General features: G+C 73.7%; 11 protein-coding genes. 6 read left to right on the top strand and 5 right to left on the bottom strand.

Annotated features, from left to right (window positions below):
- The first annotated feature begins 3 nt into the window (after positions 1-3).
- The 6 genes from aztD (at position 4) to KV381_RS33935 (ending at position 8,916) form a co-directional block, all read left to right on the top strand.
- The gene (aztD, locus tag KV381_RS33960) at positions 4-1,197 is read left to right on the top strand and encodes a zinc metallochaperone AztD (RefSeq protein WP_218787005.1); all 1,194 of its coding nucleotides are present in this window, start codon (positions 4-6) and stop codon (positions 1,195-1,197) included.
- Positions 1,198-1,385: 188 nt separating this feature from the next.
- Positions 1,386-1,688, top strand: a complete 303-nt coding sequence (locus KV381_RS33955) for a hypothetical protein (protein WP_030633661.1) — start codon at positions 1,386-1,388, stop codon at positions 1,686-1,688.
- Between the two features lie 46 nt (positions 1,689-1,734).
- Positions 1,735-3,387, top strand: coding sequence for a SpoIIE family protein phosphatase (locus KV381_RS33950; RefSeq protein ID WP_086777238.1), 1,653 nt, complete (start codon positions 1,735-1,737; stop codon positions 3,385-3,387).
- Positions 3,388-3,525: 138 nt separating this feature from the next.
- Entirely contained in the window at positions 3,526-4,335 is an 810-nt protein-coding gene (locus KV381_RS33945) for an SAM-dependent methyltransferase (RefSeq protein WP_030081684.1), read from the top strand.
- An 87-nt stretch (positions 4,336-4,422) separates the two neighbouring features.
- Entirely contained in the window at positions 4,423-5,685 is a 1,263-nt protein-coding gene (locus KV381_RS33940) for a DUF6357 family protein (protein ID WP_218787004.1), read from the top strand.
- 261 nt (positions 5,686-5,946) lie between these two features.
- A complete protein-coding gene (locus KV381_RS33935; protein ID WP_218787003.1) occupies positions 5,947-8,916 on the top strand; it encodes a family 16 glycoside hydrolase in 2,970 nt (989 codons plus the stop codon).
- Positions 8,917-8,940: 24 nt separating this feature from the next.
- Here the strand turns inward: KV381_RS33935 and KV381_RS33930 are convergent, their stop codons facing one another.
- Genes KV381_RS33930 through KV381_RS33910 form a run of 5 tightly spaced genes read right to left on the bottom strand, consistent with a single transcriptional unit; the run spans position 8,941 to position 22,059 of the window.
- Complete coding sequence (locus tag KV381_RS33930; protein ID WP_086777241.1) at positions 8,941-10,767, bottom strand: hypothetical protein; 1,827 nt, start codon at positions 10,765-10,767, stop codon at positions 8,941-8,943.
- On the bottom strand, positions 10,764-14,774 hold the full coding sequence (locus tag KV381_RS33925; protein WP_218787002.1) for a DUF5682 family protein: 4,011 nt from the start codon (positions 14,772-14,774) through the stop codon (positions 10,764-10,766). Before KV381_RS33925 ends, KV381_RS33930 begins: the two co-directional genes overlap by 4 nt.
- Positions 14,775-14,777: 3 nt before the next feature.
- Complete coding sequence (locus KV381_RS33920; protein WP_030081673.1) at positions 14,778-16,001, bottom strand: AAA family ATPase; 1,224 nt, start codon at positions 15,999-16,001, stop codon at positions 14,778-14,780.
- Positions 15,998-21,202 (bottom strand): hypothetical protein, encoded by a 5,205-nt coding sequence (locus KV381_RS33915; RefSeq protein WP_218787001.1) that lies wholly within the window; start codon positions 21,200-21,202, stop codon positions 15,998-16,000. The genes KV381_RS33920 and KV381_RS33915 overlap by 4 nt, the downstream gene beginning before the upstream one ends.
- Complete coding sequence (locus tag KV381_RS33910) at positions 21,199-22,059, bottom strand: DUF4132 domain-containing protein (RefSeq protein WP_193464677.1); 861 nt, start codon at positions 22,057-22,059, stop codon at positions 21,199-21,201. Before KV381_RS33910 ends, KV381_RS33915 begins: the two co-directional genes overlap by 4 nt.
- Positions 22,060-22,229: the final 170 nt, after the last annotated feature.

The following is a 22,229-nucleotide window of genomic DNA, read 5'->3' as shown; positions in this document are numbered from 1 at the left end:
CTGATGAAGCACGCAGCACGCCCGAGGACGACGGCCGCCGTCGCCGCCCTGATCGTGGCATCCCTGGCCCTCACCGCCTGCGGCAACGACGCCGGGGACTCCGCGGCCGAGTCGACGGAGAAGAAGCCGGGTTCACCGGCCGCCCGGATCCAGGACCCGATCGTCACCACGTACGACGGAGGCCTGTACGTCCTGGACGGAGCGACACTGAAGCTCGCGAAGGACATACCGCTGGCCGGGTTCAACCGCGTCAATCCCGCAGGCAGCGAGCGCCATGTGATGGTCTCCACGGCCACCGGATTCCAGGTCCTCGACGCGGTGGGCGGAAAGCTCACCGACGTCGAGTTCGAGGGCAGCAAGCCGGGCCACGTCGTCCGCCACGCGGGCCGGACCGTTCTCTTCTCCGACGGCACCGGTGTCGTCACGGTCCTCGATCCGAAGGACCTCGGCGACACGAAGCCGAAGACCGAGACCTACACCTCCGCGGCCCCGCACCACGGTGTCGCGATCCAGCTCGCCGACGGCACCCTGGTGACCACCCTCGGCACGGAGGAGAAGCGCGTCGGCATCACCGTACTCGGCAAGGACCGCAAGGAGATCACCCGCAGCGAGGAGTGCCCCGGCGTCCACGGGGAGGCCACCGCCCAGGGCGAGGCCGTCGTCATCGGCTGCGAGGACGGCGTTCTCATCTACAAGGACGGCGCCGTCAAGAAGGTGAAGAGCCCGACGGACTACGGCCGGATCGGCAACCAGGCCGGTTCCGACGAGTCGCCCGTCGTCCTCGGCGACTACAAGAAGGACAAGGACGCCGAGCTGGAGCGCCCCGAGCAGGTGTCCCTCATCGACACCCGGACCGGCACGATGCGGCTGGTCGACATCGGCACGAGCTACACCTTCCGCTCCCTGGCGCGCGGCCCGCACGGGGAGGCTCTCGTCCTGGGCACCGACGGCAGCATCCACGTGATCGACCCCGACACGGGCAAGGTCACCAGGAAGATCGCCGTCCTCGACCCGTGGCAGGAGCCGCTGGACTGGCAGCAGCCCCGCCCGGCGCTGTTCGTACGGGACCACACGGCGTACGTCTCCGACCCCTCGGGCAAGAAGCTGCTGGCCGTCGACATCGAGTCGGGCGAGCGACTGGCCTCCGCCGACCTGCCGAAGGCTCCGGACGAGCTGAGCGGCGTCAAGCAGCACTGACGCCGAGGAGCGGGCGGGGAGCGCGGGTCCCGCGGGGTCGCGCCCCGCCCGCTCCTCGTGGGCGGCCCGGTCCGGCGCGCCCGGAGGCAGCAGCACCACGGCGGACTTAAACTGCGAGAAAAGCAGGATATGTCCGCCTTGGTGCCTGCGCGGAACAGTCCCGCGCCCCCCGCGAAGGAGTCTGCGAGATGTCCACGACCACGGCGCACCAGCCTCACCCCGCGCACCCGCACACACACGCCCCGGGATGCGGCCACGTGGCGATCCCGCACGGCGACCACATCGACTACGCGCACGACGGGCACCTGCACCGGGTGCACGAGGACCATGCGGACGAGTGCGCGACCACGTCGCACACGGTGCACGACGGACACGAGCACCGGCACGGAACGGACTGCGGTCACGTCGCCGTACCGCACGAGGACCACGTCGACTACGTCCACGACGGACATCGGCACGCCCAGCACGGCGACCACTGGGACGACCACTGAACGACCTCCGCCGGAGGGCCGTCGGGCGACATCGAAGGCGGGGGCGGTGAATCAGGAACGTCTTCTCCGGCACTACACGGCGCTGATGAGCGCCGTGCCGCAGTCGGTCTGGGTGCTGTCCGCCGACGGGGTCATCACGCTTCTGTCGCACAGCGGCATGAAGGAGCAGCTGTGGCACCCGGACGGCGAGGCGTCGTGGATGGACGCCGTACATCCGAAGGACCGGGACTGGTTCCGGCGGGCCTGGCGCAGGACCACCGAGGAGAGGTCTCCGCTCGACACGATCGTACGGGTGCGGCTCAAGGACGCCCCCGACCGTTTCCGCCACATCAAGATCATCGCCGTGCCCGTCCTGGACGAGGCAGGTGACACCGAATGGGTCGGCACGGCCGCCGACGCCGAGGAGCACTGGCGCAATCGGATGCGGGAGAAGCTGCTGGCCCGTATGGCGGCGGTACCGGCCGCGCACGACCTGTCCGAGGCGTTCCTGACGACCGCGGCCGCCGTCGTCCCCGAACTCGCCGACGCCGTCGCCGTGTTCCATGTGCAGGGCGAGCCCGGGCCCGGTCACGGGCTCGCCGACGGCATGGCGTCCGCGGCATCGACGGAGAGCGTGGGGCTGGCGCCCGGGCTGCCGTCGCTGTACCCGCTGGACCGGGACATCCTGTGGGGCGGGGCCCCACGTCAGGTCATCGAGAGCCAGGAGGCCCGCCTGCTGACCTTCCCGGCCGGGGAGCCTCCCGAGGACGGCCTCTCGAAGGCGTCCGTACGGTGGCTGCGCAAAGCCGGTGCGACCAGCGTCGCGCTGCTTCCCGTCGTGGTGGACGGCCGGGCCGTCGCCCTGGCCACCACGACGACCTGTCGGGGGAACCCGCCGCCGGACGAGGCCGATCTGAACCTGTTGCAGGACGTCTTCCAGCAGATGAGCGGCCCGCTGCGCCGAACCATGGAGCTGCAGAGAATCCGCGACAAGGCGCTCGCCCTGCAGCAGTCCTTCCTCTCTCCCCCGTCGGCCGTCGACGGCATCTCGATCACCGCGCTCTACCATCCGGCCGACTCGGCCGCGGAGGTCGGCGGGGACTGGTACGACGCGGTCAGGCTCTCGGAGGACGCGCTCGCCCTGTCCATCGGCGACATCGCGGGCCATGACCTGGACGCGGCCGCCGCGATGGGCCGTGTCAACAGCCTGTTGCGAGGGCTCGCCTACGACAGCGGGCCGGCCGCCAGCCCGGCGGTCACCCTGAGCCGGCTCGACCACATCGTGCAGGCGCTCGACGGGCCGTCGATGGTCACGGCGGTGCACGCGGTCATCCGCCGGCTGGCCCCTCACCTCTGGCGTGTCACCCTGTCCAACGCCGGTCACCCGCCGCCCCTGCTGATCCCTCGTGACGCGCCGCCGCGCTACCTGCACGACCTCGCGGCCCCGGACCCTCCGCTGTGCGTCACCGACGGCCTGCCGCGTACCGATCTCCACACGGTCATCCGGGAGGGCGACACCCTGGTCCTCTACACCGACGGGCTGGTGGAAACACCGGGTACGGACATCGGCGACAACCTCCGGCGTCTGCGCCGGCGCACCGAAGCCCTGGTGCGGGCGGGGGTGCCCCTGGCGACACTGATCCGAAGACTCCTGCCGGCCGCCCAGAACCGGCGGGACGACATCGCCGTCATCGCCCTGCAAGCCCGTTCGGGCCAGTAGCCCGGCGACGGAAAGAGGTGCGGTCCGGAAGCGTCACCCCGGCCCCGGCGGCCGGTCGTGGCCCCGGCCGCCCCGCTCACGTACCCGACACCGCCCGATACCGTCGAACCAGCCGCACCTGACCGAAAGAGGCCCCGCATGAGCAACCCCCAAGACCCGCAGAGCCGACTCGCCACCTCCCGCGCCCACTCCGCCCGGGTCTACGACTACATCCTGGGCGGGAAGGACCACTACCCCGTCGACGCCGAAGCCGGCGACGCGATGAGCCGCCACTGGCCCGCCCTGCCGGTCCACATGATGGAGAACCGCCGGTTCATGCACCGCGCCGCCCGTTTCCTCGCCGAGGAGTGCGGCATCCGCCAGTTCCTCGACATCGGTACGGGGCTGCCGACCCCTCCCAACCTGCACCAGATCGTGCAGGAGGTGGCGCCGGAGTCGCATGTGGTCTACGTGGACAACGACCCCATCGTGCTCGCGCACGCGCGGGCCCTGCTGCAGAGTTCGGCCGAGGGCGCCACCGCGTACGTGGACTCCGACATGCACGATCCCGACGCCATCCTCGGCAGCCAGGAGTTCCAGGAGCTGATCGACCTGGACCGGCCCGTCGGCCTGATGGTGATCGGCATCATGCACTTCATCCTGCCGCCCGACGACCGGCGCCTGATCAGCAGGCTGCTGGATCCGCTGCCGTCCGGCAGCTATCTGGCCATGACCATCGGCACCGCGGACTTCGCACCGGAGGAGGTCAACCGGGTGGCGGAGGAATACCGTCAGCAAGGTATGCCCTTCGTCCTGCGTGATCTGCCGACCGCCACCTCGTTCTTCGACGGGCTGGAGTTGCAGGACCCGGGAGTCACCCAGGTGCACACCTGGCGCCCCGGTCCGGAGCAGAGCGGCGTCGACGGCCGGGACATCGCCATGTACGGCGCGGTGGCCAGGAAGCCCTGACGGCCGGCGTCATCGGTCCCGGGGTGCGGCCGCCCGACCGACGGGGCCCGGGGCTCCGGCCTCCTCCGGTGGGGAAGACTGAGCCCCATGAACGACATGGTTTTCACCCGCCGGAGCGGCTGGATCCCGAACGTGGTCCGCGACGGCGGTGAACTGAGGCTGATGCTGGGCGCCGGGGCCGACGCCAACCATGAGCCCCGCACCTTCACGTTCCCGATGCGGGAGGCCCATCTCGCGGTGATCCGCGAGGATCTGGGCAGACACCTGCTGCTGTGGAGCGCGGTTCTTCCGCTGTGCGACGCCGCCGGCACCCGCGGCCCACTGGACGAGGGCGCCGCCGTCGCACTGCTGGACCCGATCCTCCTCTCCTCGCCCACCAACGTCGACGCGCTCTTCCGGCGCATCCCGTGGGACAGGGGCCGGCTCATCGCGCACGGGGCCGACATCGGTCTGCTGGAGAGCGGTGAGGTCTGCGCGGCGATGCGTACGGCGACGGAGACGGCCGACGCGAAACGGGCCCAGGAGTACCACGCGGACCGCCGTCGCGCCGAGCGCGGAGCCGTACTCGGCCCGCTCGACGCCGCGATTCTGCGGTACACGGGCCAGTATCTGCACGGGGCGACGATTCCGAGGCGGTTGCCCGACGCCGTCGCTCCCGCGCTGCTCCCCGAGGTCATGCGGGTGATCGCCACCGCGGAGCAGGCGTCCGCCGGGATGCGGATCAGCCGCGATCCGCGACGGGGAAAGCGTGCCACGGACAAGGGCGACTGGAATCGGATGGCGGCGGCGGTCGAGGCGGACGTGCGCCGTGCGCACCCCGCGCTCGCCGATGACGCGGTGCGCACCCTGAGCTTCCTGATGTGCTCGGAGGCCGCCCATCGCTCCAGGGACACACCCGTGGAGGATGAGGAAGAGGCTGCCGGGGACGGCGCCGATGCCGGCGGACGGGCGAGGAAGACGGCTCTGTCGTTCACCGACGACAAGGGCGCCGAGAGGAAGTGGCTCTCGGGCGGCTCCCGCACCGCCACCGCGGAGTTCTGGGAGTTCGTCGGCGAGCGCTCCGCCTCGGACAACGAGGTGTTCACCATCGAGGACGAGGCGATGGGCGAAGGGATCCAGCTCCACTTCTACGCGGACTCCATCGCCCGGGTCACGACGGTGCGTGCGGGTGTGGGCGGGGCGGATCCGGAGTACCGGGTCGAGTACAGCCTGGTCGACGGGATCGGCGGATACCGGAAGCTGGTAGGCGCGTTCGTCCGGGGTGGCTGCGCGGCGCTCGGACCGCACGGCCGCTGGATGTCGGACGTCGCCGAGTTCGAGCGCGCGCGCCGCCGCAGGAGCGGGGCCTGACGTCTGCGCGGCACAGAGGAGACAAGAGCACCCCTTAGCGGGACGCCCCGAAAAGATGGAGCCTGAACGCAAGCGCTTTCCCCATTCCACCGGTCTTCTCGGGCAGGAGTTGAGAGAACTCCGCCCCATGGATTTTCCAACGATAGACAGAAAGCGCTTGCCGACCCGTTGCCTTTTCCGTGGGGCCTGCCCTTCACTGTGAACGGCAGCCCGTCAGCCACTGGACCGCCGGCTGCCTTCGGCCCTCAAGGAGGAAGGCCCATGCGGCGTTTGGCCGTACTCGTCTCAGCCCTGTTCCTCGTCTCCCTCACCCAGGGTCAGGCCGCGGCCCAGCCCCCCGACATACCGCCCCAGGAACCGGGCGTGACCATGCGGGTGTTCGACGTACAGATGGCGTTGGAAGACTTCTGCACGCTCAAGCCGGGGCAGACGCCCAACGTCGACGAGTTGAAGCCGACCATCGACTGGACCACCGCCGAGGACTTCGGGCTGAGCGGCAAGTTCGTCACCGAGGTCACCGCGTACCTGAACGTCGAGTCGGCCGGGACGTACGACTTCCGCATCACCAGCGACGACGGCTCGCGGCTGATCATCGACGGCACGCAGATCATCGACAACGGAGGCAAGCACGGCGCCCAGCCCAAGGAAGGCTCGGCCGAACTGACCGAGGGCCACCACGCGTTGCGCATCGACCACTGGGACGGCGAGTACGACCAGCGTCTCCTGCTGGAGTGGCGACCGCCCGGGTCGGACGCGTACACCGTCGTGCCCACCTCGGTGCTGAGCACCGACGCCGACGTCACCCGGGTCACCTCGCCGGGCCGCAAGCTGTGCGAGGGCATCGACGAGTCACCGGGCGACGGCCTGCCGCTGGCCGGCGTGCACCCCGACTACACGCTGACCGATCTGCGCCCCGACGGTTTCGAACCGCAGGTCACCGGCATGGACTGGCTGCCGGACGGCCGACTGGCCGTCAGCACCTGGGGCGGCAGCAGGGAGAGCGAGCTCGGGCAGGTGTATCTGCTCGACAACGTCACCGGGAACACCGACCCGTCGAAGGTGACCAAGAAGCTGGTCGCCGAGGACCTGCTGGAGCCGATGGGCCTCAAGTACGTCGACGGCACCCTCTACGTCTCCGAGAAGGACGGTCTGACCGCGCTGGTCGACAAGGACGGCGACGAGGTCACCGACGAGTACCGCCAGATCGCGACCTGGCCGTTCGGCGGCAACTACCACGAGTTCGCGTTCGGGCTGCTGTACGAGAAGGGGCACTTCTACGTCAGCACGGGCATCGCCATGGTGCCGGGCGGCGCGACCCAGGACCCGCAGAACGTGCCCAACCGCGGCTCCACCCTCAAGATCAACAAGAAGACCGGCAAGGTGTCGTACGTGGCCGGGGGGCTGCGCACCCCGAACGGACTCGGCTGGGGCCCGGACGGCGAGATCTTCGCCACCGACAACCAGGGCGCCTACGTGCCGACGTCGAAGCTGGTGCGCATCAAGCAGGGCGCCTTCTACAACCACCACACCAACCCGGACGGCGTCTACGACGACCAGCCGGTGACCGAGCCCGTCCTCTGGCTGCCGCACGGCGAGATCTCCAACTCGCCGAGCAACCCGATCCTGCTGCCCGAAGGGCCCTTCGCCGGGCAGATGGTGTTCGGTGACGTGACCTACGGCGGCCTTCAGCGGGCGTACCTGGAGAAGGTCGGCGGCGAGTACCAGGGCGCGGTGTTCCGGATGACGCAGGGCCTTGAGGCCGGGGTCAACCGGATCAGCCTCGGCCCGGACGGGGCGATCTACGCCGGCGGCATCGGTGACTCCGGGAACTGGGGCCAGGAGGGCAAGCTCAAGTTCGGCCTCCAGAAGCTCGCGCTCACCGGCGACGACGCCTTCGACATGCGTGCCATGCGGGCGGTCGACGGCGGTTTCGCGATCGAGTACACCCAGCCGGTCTCCGAGGAGACCGCCGAGGACCTGGCGGCCAAGTACGAGGCCCAGCAGTGGCGTTATGTGGCGACCCCGAGGTACGGCGGCCCGAAGGCCGACGAGGAGACCCTCGACATCACCTCCGCGACGCTCTCCGAGGACCGCAGGACGGTGACGCTGAAGATGGACGGCCTGCGCCCCGGCCGGGTGGTGCACGTGCAGTCCCCGCGCCCGTTCGCGGCGGAGTCCGGAGCGGAGCTGTGGAGCACCGAGGCCTGGTACAGCCTCAACACGCTGCCCGACGGGTCGAAGCCGCCGCCGGTGTACGAGGCGGAGTCCGCCTCGCTGTCCGGCGGCACCAAGTTCAACGACAACCACTCCGGCTACTCCGGCACCGGCTTCATCGACAACAACTGGGAGCCGGGCTCCCGCACCACCTTCGCGGTGCGCGCCGACAAGAAGGGGAAGCACGACCTCGCCCTGCGGTACGCGAACGGGCAGAACTCCGACCCGGAGCCGAAGCCCCGGTCGATGACCCTGTACGTCAACGGCGAGCGCCACAAGCAGATCTGGCTGAACTCCACCGTCACCTGGAACACGTGGGCGACCCACATCGAATCGGTGCCCCTGCGCAAGGGCGCGAACACGATCACGTACGCCTATGAGCCCGAGGACGACGGTCATGTGAACCTCGACAACCTCACCGTCACCCCGACGAAGCGCACCACGCTCTTCGACGGCACGAACCTCGACGCCTGGGAGTCGAACGCCGGCGGTCCGGCGACGTGGCCGGTGGCGGACGGCTCCGTGGAGTCCCTCGGCGGAGACATCCGTACGAAGGAGAAGTACGGCGACTTCCGGATGCACGCCGAGTGGTACCAGCCCCACTACCCGCCGGAGGTCACCGGACAGGCCCGGGGCAACAGCGGGATCTACATCCAGGAGCGGTACGAACTCCAGATCCTGGAGTCGTTCGGGGTCGACGTACCCGCCACCAACGACGCCGGATCGATCTACCTGCGCAAGGCCCCCGACGTCAACGCCGCGACACCGTCCGGCACCTGGCAGCGCTACGACATCGAGTTCCGGGCGGCGCGCTTCGACAGCGACGGAAAGAAGGTGGAGGACGCGCGGGTGACTCTCCGGTGGAACGGCAAGCTGGTGCACAGAGACGTCGCCATCGCCGGACCGACCGGGGCGGGCCGCCCGGAGGGACCCGCCCCGGGCCACATCAAGTTGCAGGACCACGGGGACCCCGGTGAGAACCCGAGGTTCCGCAACATCTGGATCGAACGGCTCTGACACCCCGCGTTCCCACGGTGCGCCCTACGTGGTCGGATCCCAGGCAGCTGAGCACAGGGATTCGGCCACGGCGGCCGTGTAGCGGGCGGCGGCCAGCCAGTAGGCGGCGAAGCCGTCGGTGTCGGCCGGGAGCAGGCGGCCGAAGAGATCGCGGTCACGCTGGGCCGCCGAGGCGCACAGGGCGGTGAGGAGTGCGGCGGCCGTGGGAAGGCCGGCGCGGCGGATCCGCACGGCCTCGGCGGTGACATCGCCCAGCATGCCCAGGGCGGCGCGGCCCGCCGGAACCGTCTGTTCGACCCGGCGCTCCAGGAGGTACAGGGGCGACTGCGCGACGGAACCGGCGGGCCGCGGCGGGGCGAAGCGCGCGGGGGCGGCCGGGTCCGGGAGGTCGGCGCGGCGCAACCGGTCGAGGCCGAGGTCGACGGTGCCCTCGCCGGTGGGGTGCGAGCACGCGAGGAGGGTGAGCCGGGGGTGGGGTGCGGGAGCCAGGCGGCCGATGATCCTCAGCCGGGCGCCCGGCGCCGCGGCCAGCAGCGCCAGGTTGTCGCGGTGCGCCAGCGCGGGGTCGTCGTCGGCGACGGCGAGCCGGACGCGGACGCCTCCCTCGCACAGCGCGAGCAGACAGGTGCCGCCCGCCTCCCGTACCGCGCCGAGGAGTTCGACGTCCAGGAAGAGCAGGTCGCTGCCGCCGCCGTCCGGGTCCGCGTAGCGGGAGGTGGACCGCAGGGCGCGGGCGACCTGTTCGGACGGCGGTGTCTCCCAGAGGGCGGCGAGCGGCGGTTCCGTCCACGCCGCACCCCGGGCGGTGACGGCCTTGACGCCCTTTCCCGCGCCCAGTCGGCCGTCCGGCGAGACCGTCGCCCCCGACACGGCCAGGCCCGCCCGGCCCAGCTCCCGGTGGGTGAGCGCGCTGTCCCCCAGGCGCACCGCCCGGTCGGCCACGCCGAGGGCGCGCCCCGCGCCGCCGGGCGCCACATCGCCGACCGTGAAGAGCCGGCCGTCGGCTCCGGCGACCCAGGTGCGGACGCCGCCGTGGCCCGAGTCGGTGACCACGGGTTCGGTGAACAGGCCGTACAGCCGAAGCGAGCCGTCCGGAGTGTACGGGCGGCGCGCGCGGCCCCGGACGGCGGCCAGCTCCGCTCCGGACGCCGTCCCCACGCGGCGGGCGGTGCCCAGGAGTTCGGCCAGGGCGGTGACGAGGTCGGCGGTGCGGTAGGACGGGTCCCCGGCGCGGGCCGCGCGCAGCAGCGTGACGACCGCCAGTGCGGCGCCCGCAGCACGTGGCAGGTGACGGAGCCGCGCGGTGTGCGCGGCGCGGAGGAGGACCGACTGGGTGACCGCCCCGGCCCCGTCGACCCCGGCCTCCAGCACGGCCGCGCCCGCCGCCCAGAGGGCATCGGCGGCGGCACGCTGGGCCGGGTTCGCCGTCTCCGGCGGGGAGGGGGTGCCGGGGTCCGCCGCCGAGGCCGGCCGCGGGGCTTCGGGGACTTCGAGGGCTTCGCAGGGCTCGGGAGCTTCGAGGGCTTCGGAGGTGGGCTGTTCGGCGGGCTCCGGTGCCGGGTCGGCCGTGGGGGCGGCGCAGGCGGCGGCCGCGCGGTGAACGCAGGCGGGGGCGAGGAGGCAGCCGCAGCTGATGTCCTGCGCCTTCGCCACCACGCCGCCCGGGGCGTGCAGGCGCAGCGCGGTCTCGTCGTCCACCTCGATCGTCGTGGTGTCCCCGTCGCGGTGGGTCGGGCGGGCGGCGAGCTTGGTGACCGCCGCGTCCAGCCGCTTGCGCAGCCGGGGCGAGAGGTCCTCCACGAGCGTGGCCGTGACCTCCGGCGCCACGGGCGGCAACCGGTCGTCGTTCATGCGGTCTTCTCCCCTATCCAGCGGGCCAGTTCGAGTGGGCTGAGGGCCGCCACGGGCATCCCGGCGGCCACGAGCTGTCCGGCGACGCCCGTCGAGTAGCGGGGCCGGCCGGCGTCGTCGAGGCTCGCGCACCCGAGGACATGGCAACCGGTGTTCACCAGAGCCCGGACCTCGGCCAGCAGTCCGGCGAGCGGCGCTCCCTCCTCGAAGTCGCTGATGACGACGACGAGAGTGCGGGAGGGCACCTCGATCAGCCCGCGGGCGTGCCGGAGCCCGGCGGCGATGTGCGTGCCGCCGCCCACGCTCACCTCCAGCAGGAGGGAGAGGGGGTCGCGCACATGCCCGGTGAGGTCGACGACCTCCGTGGAGAACGCCAGGAAATGGGTGCTCAGGGTCGGCACCCCGGCGAGCACGGAGGCGGTCAACGCGGACCAGATCGTGGAGGCCTCCATGGATCCGGAGACGTCGGTGACCAGGATCAGGCGCCAGTCGGCCGACCTGCGGGCGCGACTGCGGAAGACGGGCTTCTCGGGGATCACCCGGATCGTGCCGTCGGTGGTCCGGCGGGCGGTGGCCAGATTGGCGCGCAGGGTGCGCGGCAGATCGAGCCGGCCTCCGGGGCGGCGGGTCGGCCGGGCCGTCGTCGCGCCGGTCAGCGCGGGCCGCAGCCGGGTGGCGAGTTGTCGGGTCAGTTCGTCGACGAGACGGCGCACCAGCGGGCGGAGCGCCGCGAGGCGGGCCTCGGGAAGGCCGCCGGCGTACTGCAGGATCGTCCGGAGCAGTTCCACCGAAGGGGTCGCGGCGGCGGGGTCGAGTTCGGCCAGGACGTCCTGCCGCCCGGTCACGGCCGCTGCGGCCAGGACCTCTTCACGGACGCCGGGGCCGAACAGGGCGGCCAGTTCCTCGGACCACTCGCGGACACCGGGGAACGCCGGCTCCCGGCCGCCGCCCGCTCCGGAGCCGTCCTGCCCGGGGAGGCCGCCGCGGGAGCCCTCGCCGTGTCCCGCGCCGTAGAGCTCGTCCAGCGCGGTCGCCAGCCGGGCGGCACCGGACGGCAGCCGCTCGGCGCTCCGGCCGAGCACGAGCCGCCAGCGGTCGGCGGGCGCGAGAGTCCGGGCAGGAGCCGGGGCCGGAGCTGGAGCTGGAGCTGGAGCTGGGGCCGGAGCTGGGGCCGGGGTCGCCTCGGTGGAGGAGGCTGTGGCGGGGGTCGCCCCGGCCGGGGGCACGGTGGTGAGGGGCGCGGTGGCGGCCTCGGCAGGGGGCATCGTGGTGGGCGCGACCTGGGCACCGGGCACGGAGGTGGGGGGCACATCGGCAGAGGCGGCCTCGGCAGAAGGCACGGTAGTGGGGGCGGCCTCGGCACGGGTTCCGGGTCCGAGGGCAGTGGTGGGTCGGGGCGCGGCGCGGTCGACGGACGGCGGTGGGAGCCGGTCGTCGTGGGCGGGTGCCGTGACCGGAAGGCCGAGTGCGGTCAGGAGCTCGCGGGCCGCGAGGTCGGCGGCCGTACGGCGGGCCAGCTCGGCCGGATCGTCCGCGTCCAGGTGGTCCACCCGTTCGCCCAGCCGCTCCTCGACGGTGCCCAGCAGGCGGTCCCGGGCGGCCGGACTGAGGGTGTCGAAGCCACCGCGCAGGGCGGGCAGCCGGGCCAGGAACGCGGAGTCGTCCAGCTCGACGACCCGGTCCAGCAAGGGGTCGAGGGCGCCGACCCCGACGGTCAGGAGCGGCCCCGCGACCGTCAGGACTCCGGTGAGGCGGGCGGTGAGCGTGGCCCGGGAGGTGCTGTCCACGGCTCCGTCCACCCAGGAGGCGACACGCTCCCCGAAGGTCTTGGCCTCCTCGTGGCCGGTCAGCACGCGGACCGCTCCGGCGGCCGCGGCGATCAATGGGGCGCCGTCGGCGGCCAGCCGGGCGAGGGCGTCGGTGAGCCGGATGCCTCCCAGCCGGTCGGCCCGCTGGGCCAGTTCGAGCAGGGCGCGGGCCTCCTCGGGCTTCTCGGAGCCGGTCAGGCCGTCGACCTGGCGCACCGCGGCGGCGGTCAGCAGCTCCGCCGCGTGCGCGGTGCGGGCAGCCCTCGCGGCGGCGGCGGCTTTTGGAGTCGCAGGGCCATGAAAGGAGTCTTCGGGGCCGTTCGATGAGCCTTCGGGGCCGTCCGCCGGGTCTTCGGGGCTGTCGGGGGCGGTGAGGCCCGGCAGATGGCCCGCGTCGATGCGGTCCAGCAGGTCGAGCCCGGCGAGGAGTTCGGGAAGGGTTCCGCTCGCGGGGAGCACGGCCGCCAGTTCGGTCAGCCGTTCGTCGGCCGGGGCGGGCAGCCCGCAGGCGGCGGCCTCCGCAAGGCCGCGCACGACCTGGGCCGCGGTCGGGCCGCCTTCCGCACGCTCGGCCGCGTGCCGCTGGCGCAACACGCCCTCGGCCGCCTGGGCCGGGGTGACACCGCGGGCCCCGGCCGCGGTGAGCATGGCGGCGGTCGCCGGGGTCCACCGGACCCGCCAGCGCGTCGTCAGCCCTTCACTTCCCGCCGCGCCGGTCACCTCCTGCTCCTGCGCGTAGGGGATGCCGCACACCGTCAGTCTGCGCAGCAGCAGTTCGCGGCGGCGGTCCAGGGCGGAGCGTGCCGGGTCGAGCCTGAGGTCGCGCGGCGCCTTCTCGTGCGTGTCCTGCGGCCCGGGGAGCGCGAGGGCCTCGGCCTCCGCCTCGACGGCGGGACCGAGGCCGCTGCGCGGAGCGGCGGGCGCGGGCCGCCCGGTGCGGGATCCGATGAGAACGCGTTCGAGGGCGTACGCGACGGCGCGGCCCGTGCCGTAGGTCTCGCCGCGGCCCAGCACCGTCTGCGCGGCTTCCAGGAGTTCACCGCGGCCCGGCGCGGGCAGATCGCGCAGCCGGGCCAGGTCTCCGGCGACCCGGACGATCTCCCGGCCGTCCGCCGGGCCGTACGGGTGGCCCTGTTCGCGCAGGGCGGCGCAGAGGCGTACGGCGGTGCGGACCAGCGCCTCGTGCACCGCGGCCGGATCCCCGGCGGCCTCCAGGACGGTGTGCTGCCACTCCGGGTCCCGGATGCCGGCCGGGTAACCGGAACGTGAGTCGAGCAGCGGGTACGTGTACGGGATCAGGGAGACCGTGGATCCGGCGGCCCCGGCAGGCCCGGCGGCGGCGTCGAGGTGGCCGGGGTGGCCGGGGCCGCCCGGCTCAGCCCCGGCCGCCGACGGCAGCAGCGCCGGGGTGTGGAAGGCGCCCACCACCACGGCGGGACGCCGCCCGCTCGCCAGGGCATCGGCGATGTGCCCGCGCATGCAGGCTTCGCGCACCAGGTCCGTACGCTGCACCCCTCCGCGCGCCTCGGCCTCATGGCGCAGCGCCCAGCCGGTGAGCAGGGCGGCGCGGCGGAGCGCCTCGGGTGTCGAACCGGGCGCCTTGGCCTCCACCAGGCGGTCCCACAGGTCGTCGCCCTCCCGGCCGGTGAGCCGGGACCGGAGCGCGACGGAGAGCCCGAGCCCCTCCCCCGGCACGGGTTCCGAGGACGCTCCGGGGCCGCCCTCCGACCACGCCCGGTCGGTCAGGGCCAGATCGCAGGCCACGGCCGGGACGCCGTTCCTCGCCGCCCAGCGCAGTGCGACCAGTTCGGGCGAGAAGTCCGCGAACGGGTAGAAGGCCGGACCCCGTTCACCCGCCGGGCCGGCGGCGGGCACGGCGGCCAGCGCCACCGGGGCCTCGGTCTCCTCATGGGCGAGCCAGCTCAGCCAGGGCTGGAACTCGGCGGGCAGTTCGACGAGGAGGACGTCGGGGGCCGCCGCGTCCAGCAGCTCCGGCAGGGCGGCCGCCAGCGAGGGTGCGTGGTGGCGTACCCCGATCAGGAACGGCGCCCCGGGACCGGAAGCCGCGAGGGCCGCCACCGCGGCCTCCGGGGTGGCCGGCCCGCCCGCCGGGTTCGGCACCGGGGAACCGGTCCGCGCGCCGGTGGCGGGCGACGCCCCGGCGGTGGCGCCCGGCCCGGGAGTGGTCGACTCGTTCATCTGTCAGTTCTCCAGCACCGAGCGCAGGTCCCACAGGGCGCGCCAGGTGGCCGAACCCTGCTCCGCGCGCCTGCGCACCGGCCCGTCCCAGTACCCCAGCAGCCGTGCCGTGTCGGCGGGGTCGTCCTTCCGGACGACCCCGAGCAGATGGCCGGGCAGCAGGGAGAGCACATCCCGGTCGCCGGGGAAATAGGCGGCGGCCAGGCCGAGGGCGCCCGCGACGGAGACCGCCTCCGCCGTGCTCATGACCGTCGAGGGGCGTTCGACCTCCCAGCCCTCCACGGAGCGGCCGTCGCGCAGGTCCCGGAAGGCGGTGACCAGCGCTTCGAGGACCGCGTCGTCCACCTGATAGGCGACGCCCACGCGTTCCACGGCGGCCCGCGACTGGCGCCGGACGAGCGCGGTCTCGGCGTCGACGTCCCCGATGGGGCCCACGGTCTCGAAGTTGAAGCGCCGCTTCAGCGCGGCGGACATCTCCGAGACGCCCTTGTCCCGGAGGTTGGCGGTCGCGATGAGCGTGAAGCCGGGGGCCGCGTGCACCTGGGCGCCGTCGCCGCCCGCCAGCTCGGGCACCGCGATCCGCCGCTCGGAGAGCAGGGAGACGAGGGCGTCCTGGACCTCCGGCAGACAGCGGGTGACCTCCTCGACGCGGGCGACGGCGCCCCGGGTCATGGCGGTGAGCACCGGGGAGGGCACGAGGGCCTGCTCGGTGGGCCCCTGGGCGAGCAGCAGCCCGTAGTTCCAGCCGTACTTGAGCTGGTCCTCGGTGGTGCCCGCGGTGCCCTGCACGGTGAGCGCGCTGGTCCCGCAGACGGCCGCCGACAGCAGCTCGGAGAGCATGGACTTGGCGGTGCCGGGTTCACCGACGAGGAGCAGCCCGCGCTCCCCGGCGAGGGTGACCACACACCGTTCGACCAGGGCGCGCTCGCCGACGAACTTCTGCTCGATCACCAGTCGGCGCGGCACTCCGGCCGCGGGCCGGGCTCCCTTCGGCAGGCTCAGTGCGTCCGCCGCGCTGCCCATCACGAAGGTGACGACGGCACGGGGGGTGAGCAGCCAGCCGGGCGGGCGCGGCCCCGGGTCGTGGGCGGCGAGGAAGGCGAGCTCGGTGGCGTACCGGTCCTCGGGCAGCATGATCTGCCGTGGCGCGCGGCCGGGCGCCGTCGCCTGGCCCGGGACGCCGTCCGTGGTGGCGCTGTCCGTAGTGGTCGTGGTGTCGTTCGTCATCGGCGGCGGCCCTTCCGGGTGGCGCGGGTGTTCAGTTCTTCGAAGGCGGGGGCGTCGCCGCCCCGGACCCGGGCCCAGGCCGCTGCGTACAGCGCGGGGACGGGCAGGTGGGGCAGGGTCCGGGCGGACCCTGCCAGGGGGTACAGGCCTTCCTTCCAGGTCTCCAGCGGCAGTCCGGGTGCGCCGCGCTCCAGCCAGCCGCAGGGAAGGAAGAGGGTGCGGCCGGCGCGCGAGCGCTTCGCCTCCACGACGAGGTCGGTGGCGGCGAGTTCGGTGCGCGCCTTCTTGATCCGTGCGGGCTTCCACCCGGTCCAGCGGACGCAGTTGCGGTCCGTGGGGTCGGGCAGGGCGAGCAGCATCAGGTAGAGCGCCGCGGCGTCGGCGCTCAGGGCGAGGGCGTCGGCCGCCTCGGCCACCAGGTCCGGTACCGCGAGCGTCGGGTCCTGGGCCGGGTGGGGCACGGAGCCGTCGGGTGCGCCCGCCTCGGCCAGGCTGTCGCTCTCCTGGCTCAGCAGGGCGCGCAGGGCGAGCAGATCGCCGGTGCGCTGATGGCCGACGGTGCCCTCGACCAGGCCGAACGCCGGGTCGTCGGGGCCGTCGAGAGCGGCCGGGCGGATCAGCAGCTTCTCGCTGTCGCCGTACCCGGGGGCGAGGAGCAGCGCCGATCCGGCCCGGACCAGTCCGTCGGCCTCGGCGCCGCCGGACTCGGGGAGCCCGTGCGCGGCGCGGATCGCGGGGCCGAGGGAGACCCCCGACTCGGTCCAGTCCAGGCCGAGGTCCAGGACCAGTCCGGGGTCGGCGAGGCGGCTGCGGAGGGCCGCGAGGCCGACCGGCAGGTGGGCCCGCAGGGGGTGACCGTACGGCAGCGTGTACGCGAGGGTGCGCAGGGCGGTCAGGGCGTTCGAGACCGCGCCGCGTGCGCTCACCCGGTGGAGGGCCGGGCGGGTGCTCCCGTCCGGTACGGGCGTGCCGTGGGCGAGCCAGCCGCGGGTGCCCGCGTTGAGGATCAGATCGACGGAGGCGGGCGTGGCGCCGCTGAGGTCGAGGTCCAGTTCCTCGGGGACGCGGACGAGGGAGCCCAGGCGTTCGCGCCACACCTCGGCGGCGGCCCGGACGTCGGGGCCCGTGGACCACAGCTCGGCCGGGTCTTCGGGCAGCAGCGCCCGGAGCACGGTGTGCCGGTCGTCGCGGGGCAGGGCGTCCAGCCGGTCCTGGGCCGTCTCGAAGGCGCGGGTCTTCGCGCCGAGGAGGGTCAGCGCCTCGGCGCCGGGCTCCTCGACGGCGGCCGACAGCAGTGCGGTGGCCTGGAGGGGGCCGATTCCGGTGGCCGTGTGGAACGCCTCGGCGGCTTCCGGACGCCAGGGCGCCGGGCCCTTCTCCCGTACCAGGGTGGTCAGCCGGGTGAGCCGGTCGCGGGCGATGCCCTGCCGGTGGACGTGCTCGCGTTCGAGGGTGAAGCCGGGGACGGGTCCGAAGGCTCCGGTCGGGTCGTGGTCGAGGGCGAGCCAGCGGGCCGCGTCGTCCTGGAAGTTGCGGCCGTGGTCGGCCAGGATCACGACGGTGCGGGAGCCCTTGCGCAGCACCTGGCCGAGGCGGTGCACGGCCTCGGGGCGCCCCGTCCGGCCGAGGCTCGCCGTGTCGAGCGGCTCGACGAGGTCCACCCGCCGGACCGTGCCCGCCGGGTCGGCCAGCGGGCCCGCGGCGAGCGCTTCCAGCAGCACGAGGAGCCCGGCGCGGTGCTCGGCGGACGTGGCCTCCGACGCGGCCCGGTAGGCCAGTTCGGGCAGCTTGTCGAGAAGAGTGGTCCAGGTGAGGGATACCGAGGGCACCGTGTACTCGTCGCGCTGCCAGCCGTCCACGGAGGTGAAGGGGACCTTCGACGGCGTGGGCGGACCGAACGCCGGCTCACCGCCGAGGACGTGGTTGACGGCGAGGATCTGCCGGATCGCCGTCCACCGGTGTCCGCCACCCCACCAGCTGCCGCGGATCTGTTCGGAGCCCCAGGCGGTGGCGGCCCGCAGGGTCGTGTCGTCGCCGTGCTCGGGCTCGTGGTCGAAGAACATGCCCTGGGTGCGGGCGGTGTTCCGGGGCGTGACCGGCTGCGCGGGTGCGGGCGGCTGCAGGTACTGGGCGACCGCGACGGCCCGGTCCACCGCGTTCTGTACGAGCGCGGTGACGCCCGCGAGGAGCCGTACGTCGGACACCTCGGGCAGGACCCGGGCGACGGCCTCCTGGCTCATCTCCCGCGACGAGGGTCCGGTGTACTCCTCGACCGCCCGGAACGCCTTCAGGTACCGGGCGATCGCGGCGGCGACCTCGTCGAACAGTTTTTCGGCCCGGGCGTCCGTCAGCTTCCGCAGGGCGGCGGAGCCCCGCTCGTCCCTCGGGCGCAGGGCGTGCCAGTAGGCGGCGGGAGGCACGTAGGGGGTGCCCGCGGCGTCGTTCCCGCCGGAGGAGTCGGTGCCGACGGACCACAGGCCGCAGCCGGAGCCGTCGGTGTCCGCCGGGTGCGCTTCGACGGACCGGTGGCGCAGGACCGCGACGGGCCGCGATCCGCCGGGCAGGGTGAGGGCGCCGAGCGGCACCACGGTGGCGCCGTCGGGCAGCGGGTGGGGCAGGGAGACCGTGTGGCCGTCGGGGGTTCCGGCGACGGTCCGGTCCCCGTCGGCCGGGGCGGCCGTGCCGGGCTCGGTGGCGGTACGGCGGACCCAGCGGCCGAGGACCGTGCCGTCCGTGCCGAACGGGGTGGTCTCCAGGCCGGGCTGGAGGGGCAGCACCTGGCAGTGCTCGGCGAGCAGCCGGGTGCCGTCCCGCACTCCGGAGCGGAGGAAGGCCGGGAGGGAGGCGCGGCCGTGGGCGCCGCTGACCGGGTCGTACTCCAGCCATACCGTCCGGGTGCCCTGGTGGCCCTCGCGCCAGTGGCCGGTTCCGTCGGCGAGGACGGCGCGCTGGGGCGGGAGGGTGGTGTCGCCCGCGTGCAGGGCCTTGCCGCCGGTGGCGCGGCCGCCGCCGGGCAGCGGTACGCAGACCTCGTCCGAGAGGCTGGGGCGGCCCCAGCGGGGGACCTGGTCGCCGCCGACGGTGAAGACCTCGGCGGGGCGGTGCGACCAGTAGCCGCGCTGCTTGCCGTCCTCCCACCAGATCACCAGCAACTCGCCGTCGACGAAACGGAAGGCAGGCGTCCGCCACTGGTCGGTGGAGGGAGGCAGCCGCAGGGTGTGCCGCAGCAGAACGCCTTCCGGGCCGACGACGACGGCCCGCTCCTGCGTACTCAGGATCAGCGCGGGCCAGGCGCCGGTGACGCCGACGTTCTGCGACCGGTTGTGCCCCTGCCGCGATGCGGTGGCGGCCTCGGCGGCCAGTTCGGCGTAGGTCTCGTCCAGCGCGGACCAGCCCAGCTCGTCGAGGACGCCGGTGCGCAGGGTGGCGGCGAGCAGGGGAACGACATCGTGCTCTTCGAGGAGGCGCGCGGCCTCCGGGGCGACGTCCGCGACGACGGCGCGGAACGGCGAGAGCTTGTTGAGGGCGATGCGCAGCCCGGGGAGTCCGCGCGCGGCGGTGTACTCCTCGGCGCAGGCGGTCAGCCATTCGCGCAGGAGGACGGAGAGCACCGGGTGCTCGGCCAGCTTCGCCATACCGGCGTCGCTCAGACGCTGGCCGCGCCCGTCGCCGAGCCCGCCGACGTTCCGGCGCAGCAGGTCGCGGAATTCCGGGTGTTCGGCGACGGCGGTGAGATCCCGCCGCCCGGGCGCCTCGTCGGCGAGCCACTGGCCCAGTGAGAAACCGTGCGACCGCCCGTGGCCGCGGCCCGTCTCCTCCTCGTCCGGTTCGGCGACGGGGACCCCGGAGGCCAGGCAGAGGTCGAGGAGGTCCAGGTCGGCGGTGCGCTGCCAGCTGCCCTGGAACAGTTCGACGGGGCGCCCGTCGGCGCGCAGCCGGTCCGTCATCCGGGCGGCGAGGTCCAGGGTGCGCGGGCTGCGGCCCGAGGTGGCCCGGTTGCGGCGTCGGTGCGCCTCCCAGCGGGCGAGCCAGTCAGCCGGGGAAACGGTCGCTTCGAGGGGGCCGGCGGAGTCGGCGGACGCCCGGTCGGCGGCTTCCGGGAGGGCGGTCAGCAGTTCCTCGGCGCCGGACTCGGTCAGCAGCGCGAGCCAGCCGGACTCGCCGTCCGCGTCCCGGCCGCCCTCGCTGAAGGTCTCCGGGAAGAACCCGAGCAGCCGGGCCCGCACGGACCCGTCCGTCCGGGCGAGAGCGATGAGCGCGGACCCGTAGGTCGCCCAGAACGAGGCAGGGGCGCGGACGACTCCGGGAGAGCCGATCAGATCGGCCACCAGCTCGCGTTCGGCGCTCTCGCGGTCCAGCCCGGCGGCCTTGATCAGCGTGCGTACGTCCTGCGGAAGCGCCGCGTAGGGCGGCATGCCGGCCGCGCAGCGCTCGACCAGCAGTCGGCGGAACTGCGCCCAGGCGTCCGCCGGCGCGAGCCGGGCCACCAGGTCGCGCACATACTGCCGCAGTGCCTTGACGGTCAGCGCGCCCGCGAGGGCGAACTCCAGGAAGACGGCGCGCTGCCGGTCCTCGTCCACGACCAGCCCGTGGACCCGCTCGGCCTCGCGGGCCTTGCCGAAGAAGGAGGCGGCGTAGGTGGCGTTCTCTGCCTGGAGGAAGAGGCGGGCCACCTGCTCGTAGTAGGTGGGGAGGAAGTGCGGCACGGCCCGGCCGAGCCGGGTGCCGAGCTCGTCGAAGCCCTCCTTGGCCGCACCGGCGCGGGTCTTGGCCTGCCGGCCCAGCCGCTCGATGTCCTTGACCAGGGCGAGGGCGTGGTGCCCGTTGGCCGGGTCGTTGACCAGGGCCCAGGCCGGGAAGCCCAGGGTCTCGCGGCGCACCTGTCCCACGACGGGGGCGTCCGCGGTCCGGGCCAGCCCGAGGAATTCCAGGGCCAGGTCCTCGGCCTCGCCGAGGGTGCCGGTCACGAGCCGGACCACCGGGCGGTCCCCGAGGGCGGCGTGCGTGTAGGTGCGGGCGGTCAGGGTGTCGGCGTCGTCCCGGTCGGTGGTGCCGGCCGGGAGGATCGCGCCCGCGTCCAGCAGGGCCGCCGCGCGGGCCTCGTCGGCGACGGCGGAGGCGCTTCGGCCCCGCTTCTGGGCGGGAAGGGGCGCCGAGCCCGCTGCCGTCGTGTTCGCTTCGGTGTTCGTCGTGATGCTCATGCCGCCCGCTCCTCGTCCTCCACGTCGCGACCGGCGTAGAGCGCCGCCGCCATGCGCATGCCCTCGGACCACGCCACGGCGCCGACCTCGGCCGCCGTCAGCGCGCGCCCCGACGCGTCACTCCAGCCCAGAGGGCCCGTCTCGGTGTCGTACGCGTCGTATCCGTCGTGCTCGCCGATCCAGATGCGCGCCTCGACCCCGGCGCCGTCCTCGACGACCGGGCAGACCGCGTATCCACCGCGCGACCGGTACCCGAGCTGGGTGACGCGGCCGTGCAGGAAACGCAGTTCCTTGAAGACGCCGCCGGCGTAGGTGTCCACGGAGGTGGTGTCGGGGGCGAGGCCTGCGGGTCGGCGCCAGACCTCGCGGAACAGCTGCTCCACGTTCTGGCGGACCTCCAGCTCCACCGCGAACTCCCGGAGCTCGTCGAGGTCGTCGAGCAGGACGGGGTGGGGCACGCGGACGACGTCCGGGGTGATGCGGACGGTGTCGCCGTCCAGGTCGACGAGGCCGAGGCCACGCTCCGGATCGACATCGCGCAGGAACCCGGCGACCCCGCCGTCCTCACCGGTGACCACCACGTCCCGCAGGGCCGCCTGCCACGCCGGGTCGGGCCAGACCCGGGCGAGCACGGCGGTGGGAACGGGCAGCGACCGCACCATCCACTGCTCGACGTCGCTCAGGCACCGGCGCTCGTGCCGGTCCAGCCACTCGGTCAGCTGCCGGAGACCGACCACCGCCGGATCGTCCTTCAACGAAGCCGGGACGGACTTCAGCCGCCGGCCCTTCCCGTTGCGGCAGACCACTTTGCCCGCCTCCAGAGCGACTTCGTAGTCGCCCGCCGAAACCCACCCCATGCGCTGTTCTCCCCGTTGTTCCGGACAGCCGCCGCACCGGCGGCACGCTGATGAATCCCGTCGACGGCAACACACCGTGACGAGTGGGAAAAACTCTAGACGGCGCCAGTGACAACGCGGAGGGCGCGGGGCACGGGGCCCGTACGGTTCCGCCCGATATCGCTTGCTCC

The organism is Streptomyces sp. WY228 (genome assembly GCF_019287315.1).
In the GTDB taxonomy this organism is placed as follows: Bacteria; Actinomycetota; Actinomycetes; order Streptomycetales; family Streptomycetaceae; genus Streptomyces; species Streptomyces caviscabies.
This window is presented reverse-complemented; position numbering and strand designations above follow the sequence as displayed.

Bases quoted from the DNA above. Each gene is read 5' to 3' on its own strand.
- KV381_RS33920 (WP_030081673.1), bottom strand. From the start codon at position 16,001: ATGACGAACGACACCACGACCACTACGGACAGCGCCACCACGGACGGC.
- KV381_RS33910 (WP_193464677.1), bottom strand. From the start codon at position 22,059: ATGGGGTGGGTTTCGGCGGGCGACTACGAAGTCGCTCTGGAGGCGGGC.
- aztD (WP_218787005.1), top strand. From the start codon at position 4: ATGAAGCACGCAGCACGCCCGAGGACGACGGCCGCCGTCGCCGCCCTG.
- KV381_RS33945 (WP_030081684.1), top strand. From the start codon at position 3,526: ATGAGCAACCCCCAAGACCCGCAGAGCCGACTCGCCACCTCCCGCGCC.
- KV381_RS33940 (WP_218787004.1), top strand. From the start codon at position 4,423: ATGAACGACATGGTTTTCACCCGCCGGAGCGGCTGGATCCCGAACGTG.
- KV381_RS33955 (WP_030633661.1), top strand. From the start codon at position 1,386: ATGTCCACGACCACGGCGCACCAGCCTCACCCCGCGCACCCGCACACA.
- KV381_RS33925 (WP_218787002.1), bottom strand. From the start codon at position 14,774: ATGAACGAGTCGACCACTCCCGGGCCGGGCGCCACCGCCGGGGCGTCG.
- KV381_RS33930 (WP_086777241.1), bottom strand. From the start codon at position 10,767: ATGAACGACGACCGGTTGCCGCCCGTGGCGCCGGAGGTCACGGCCACG.
- KV381_RS33935 (WP_218787003.1), top strand. From the start codon at position 5,947: ATGCGGCGTTTGGCCGTACTCGTCTCAGCCCTGTTCCTCGTCTCCCTC.
- KV381_RS33915 (WP_218787001.1), bottom strand. From the start codon at position 21,202: ATGAGCATCACGACGAACACCGAAGCGAACACGACGGCAGCGGGCTCG.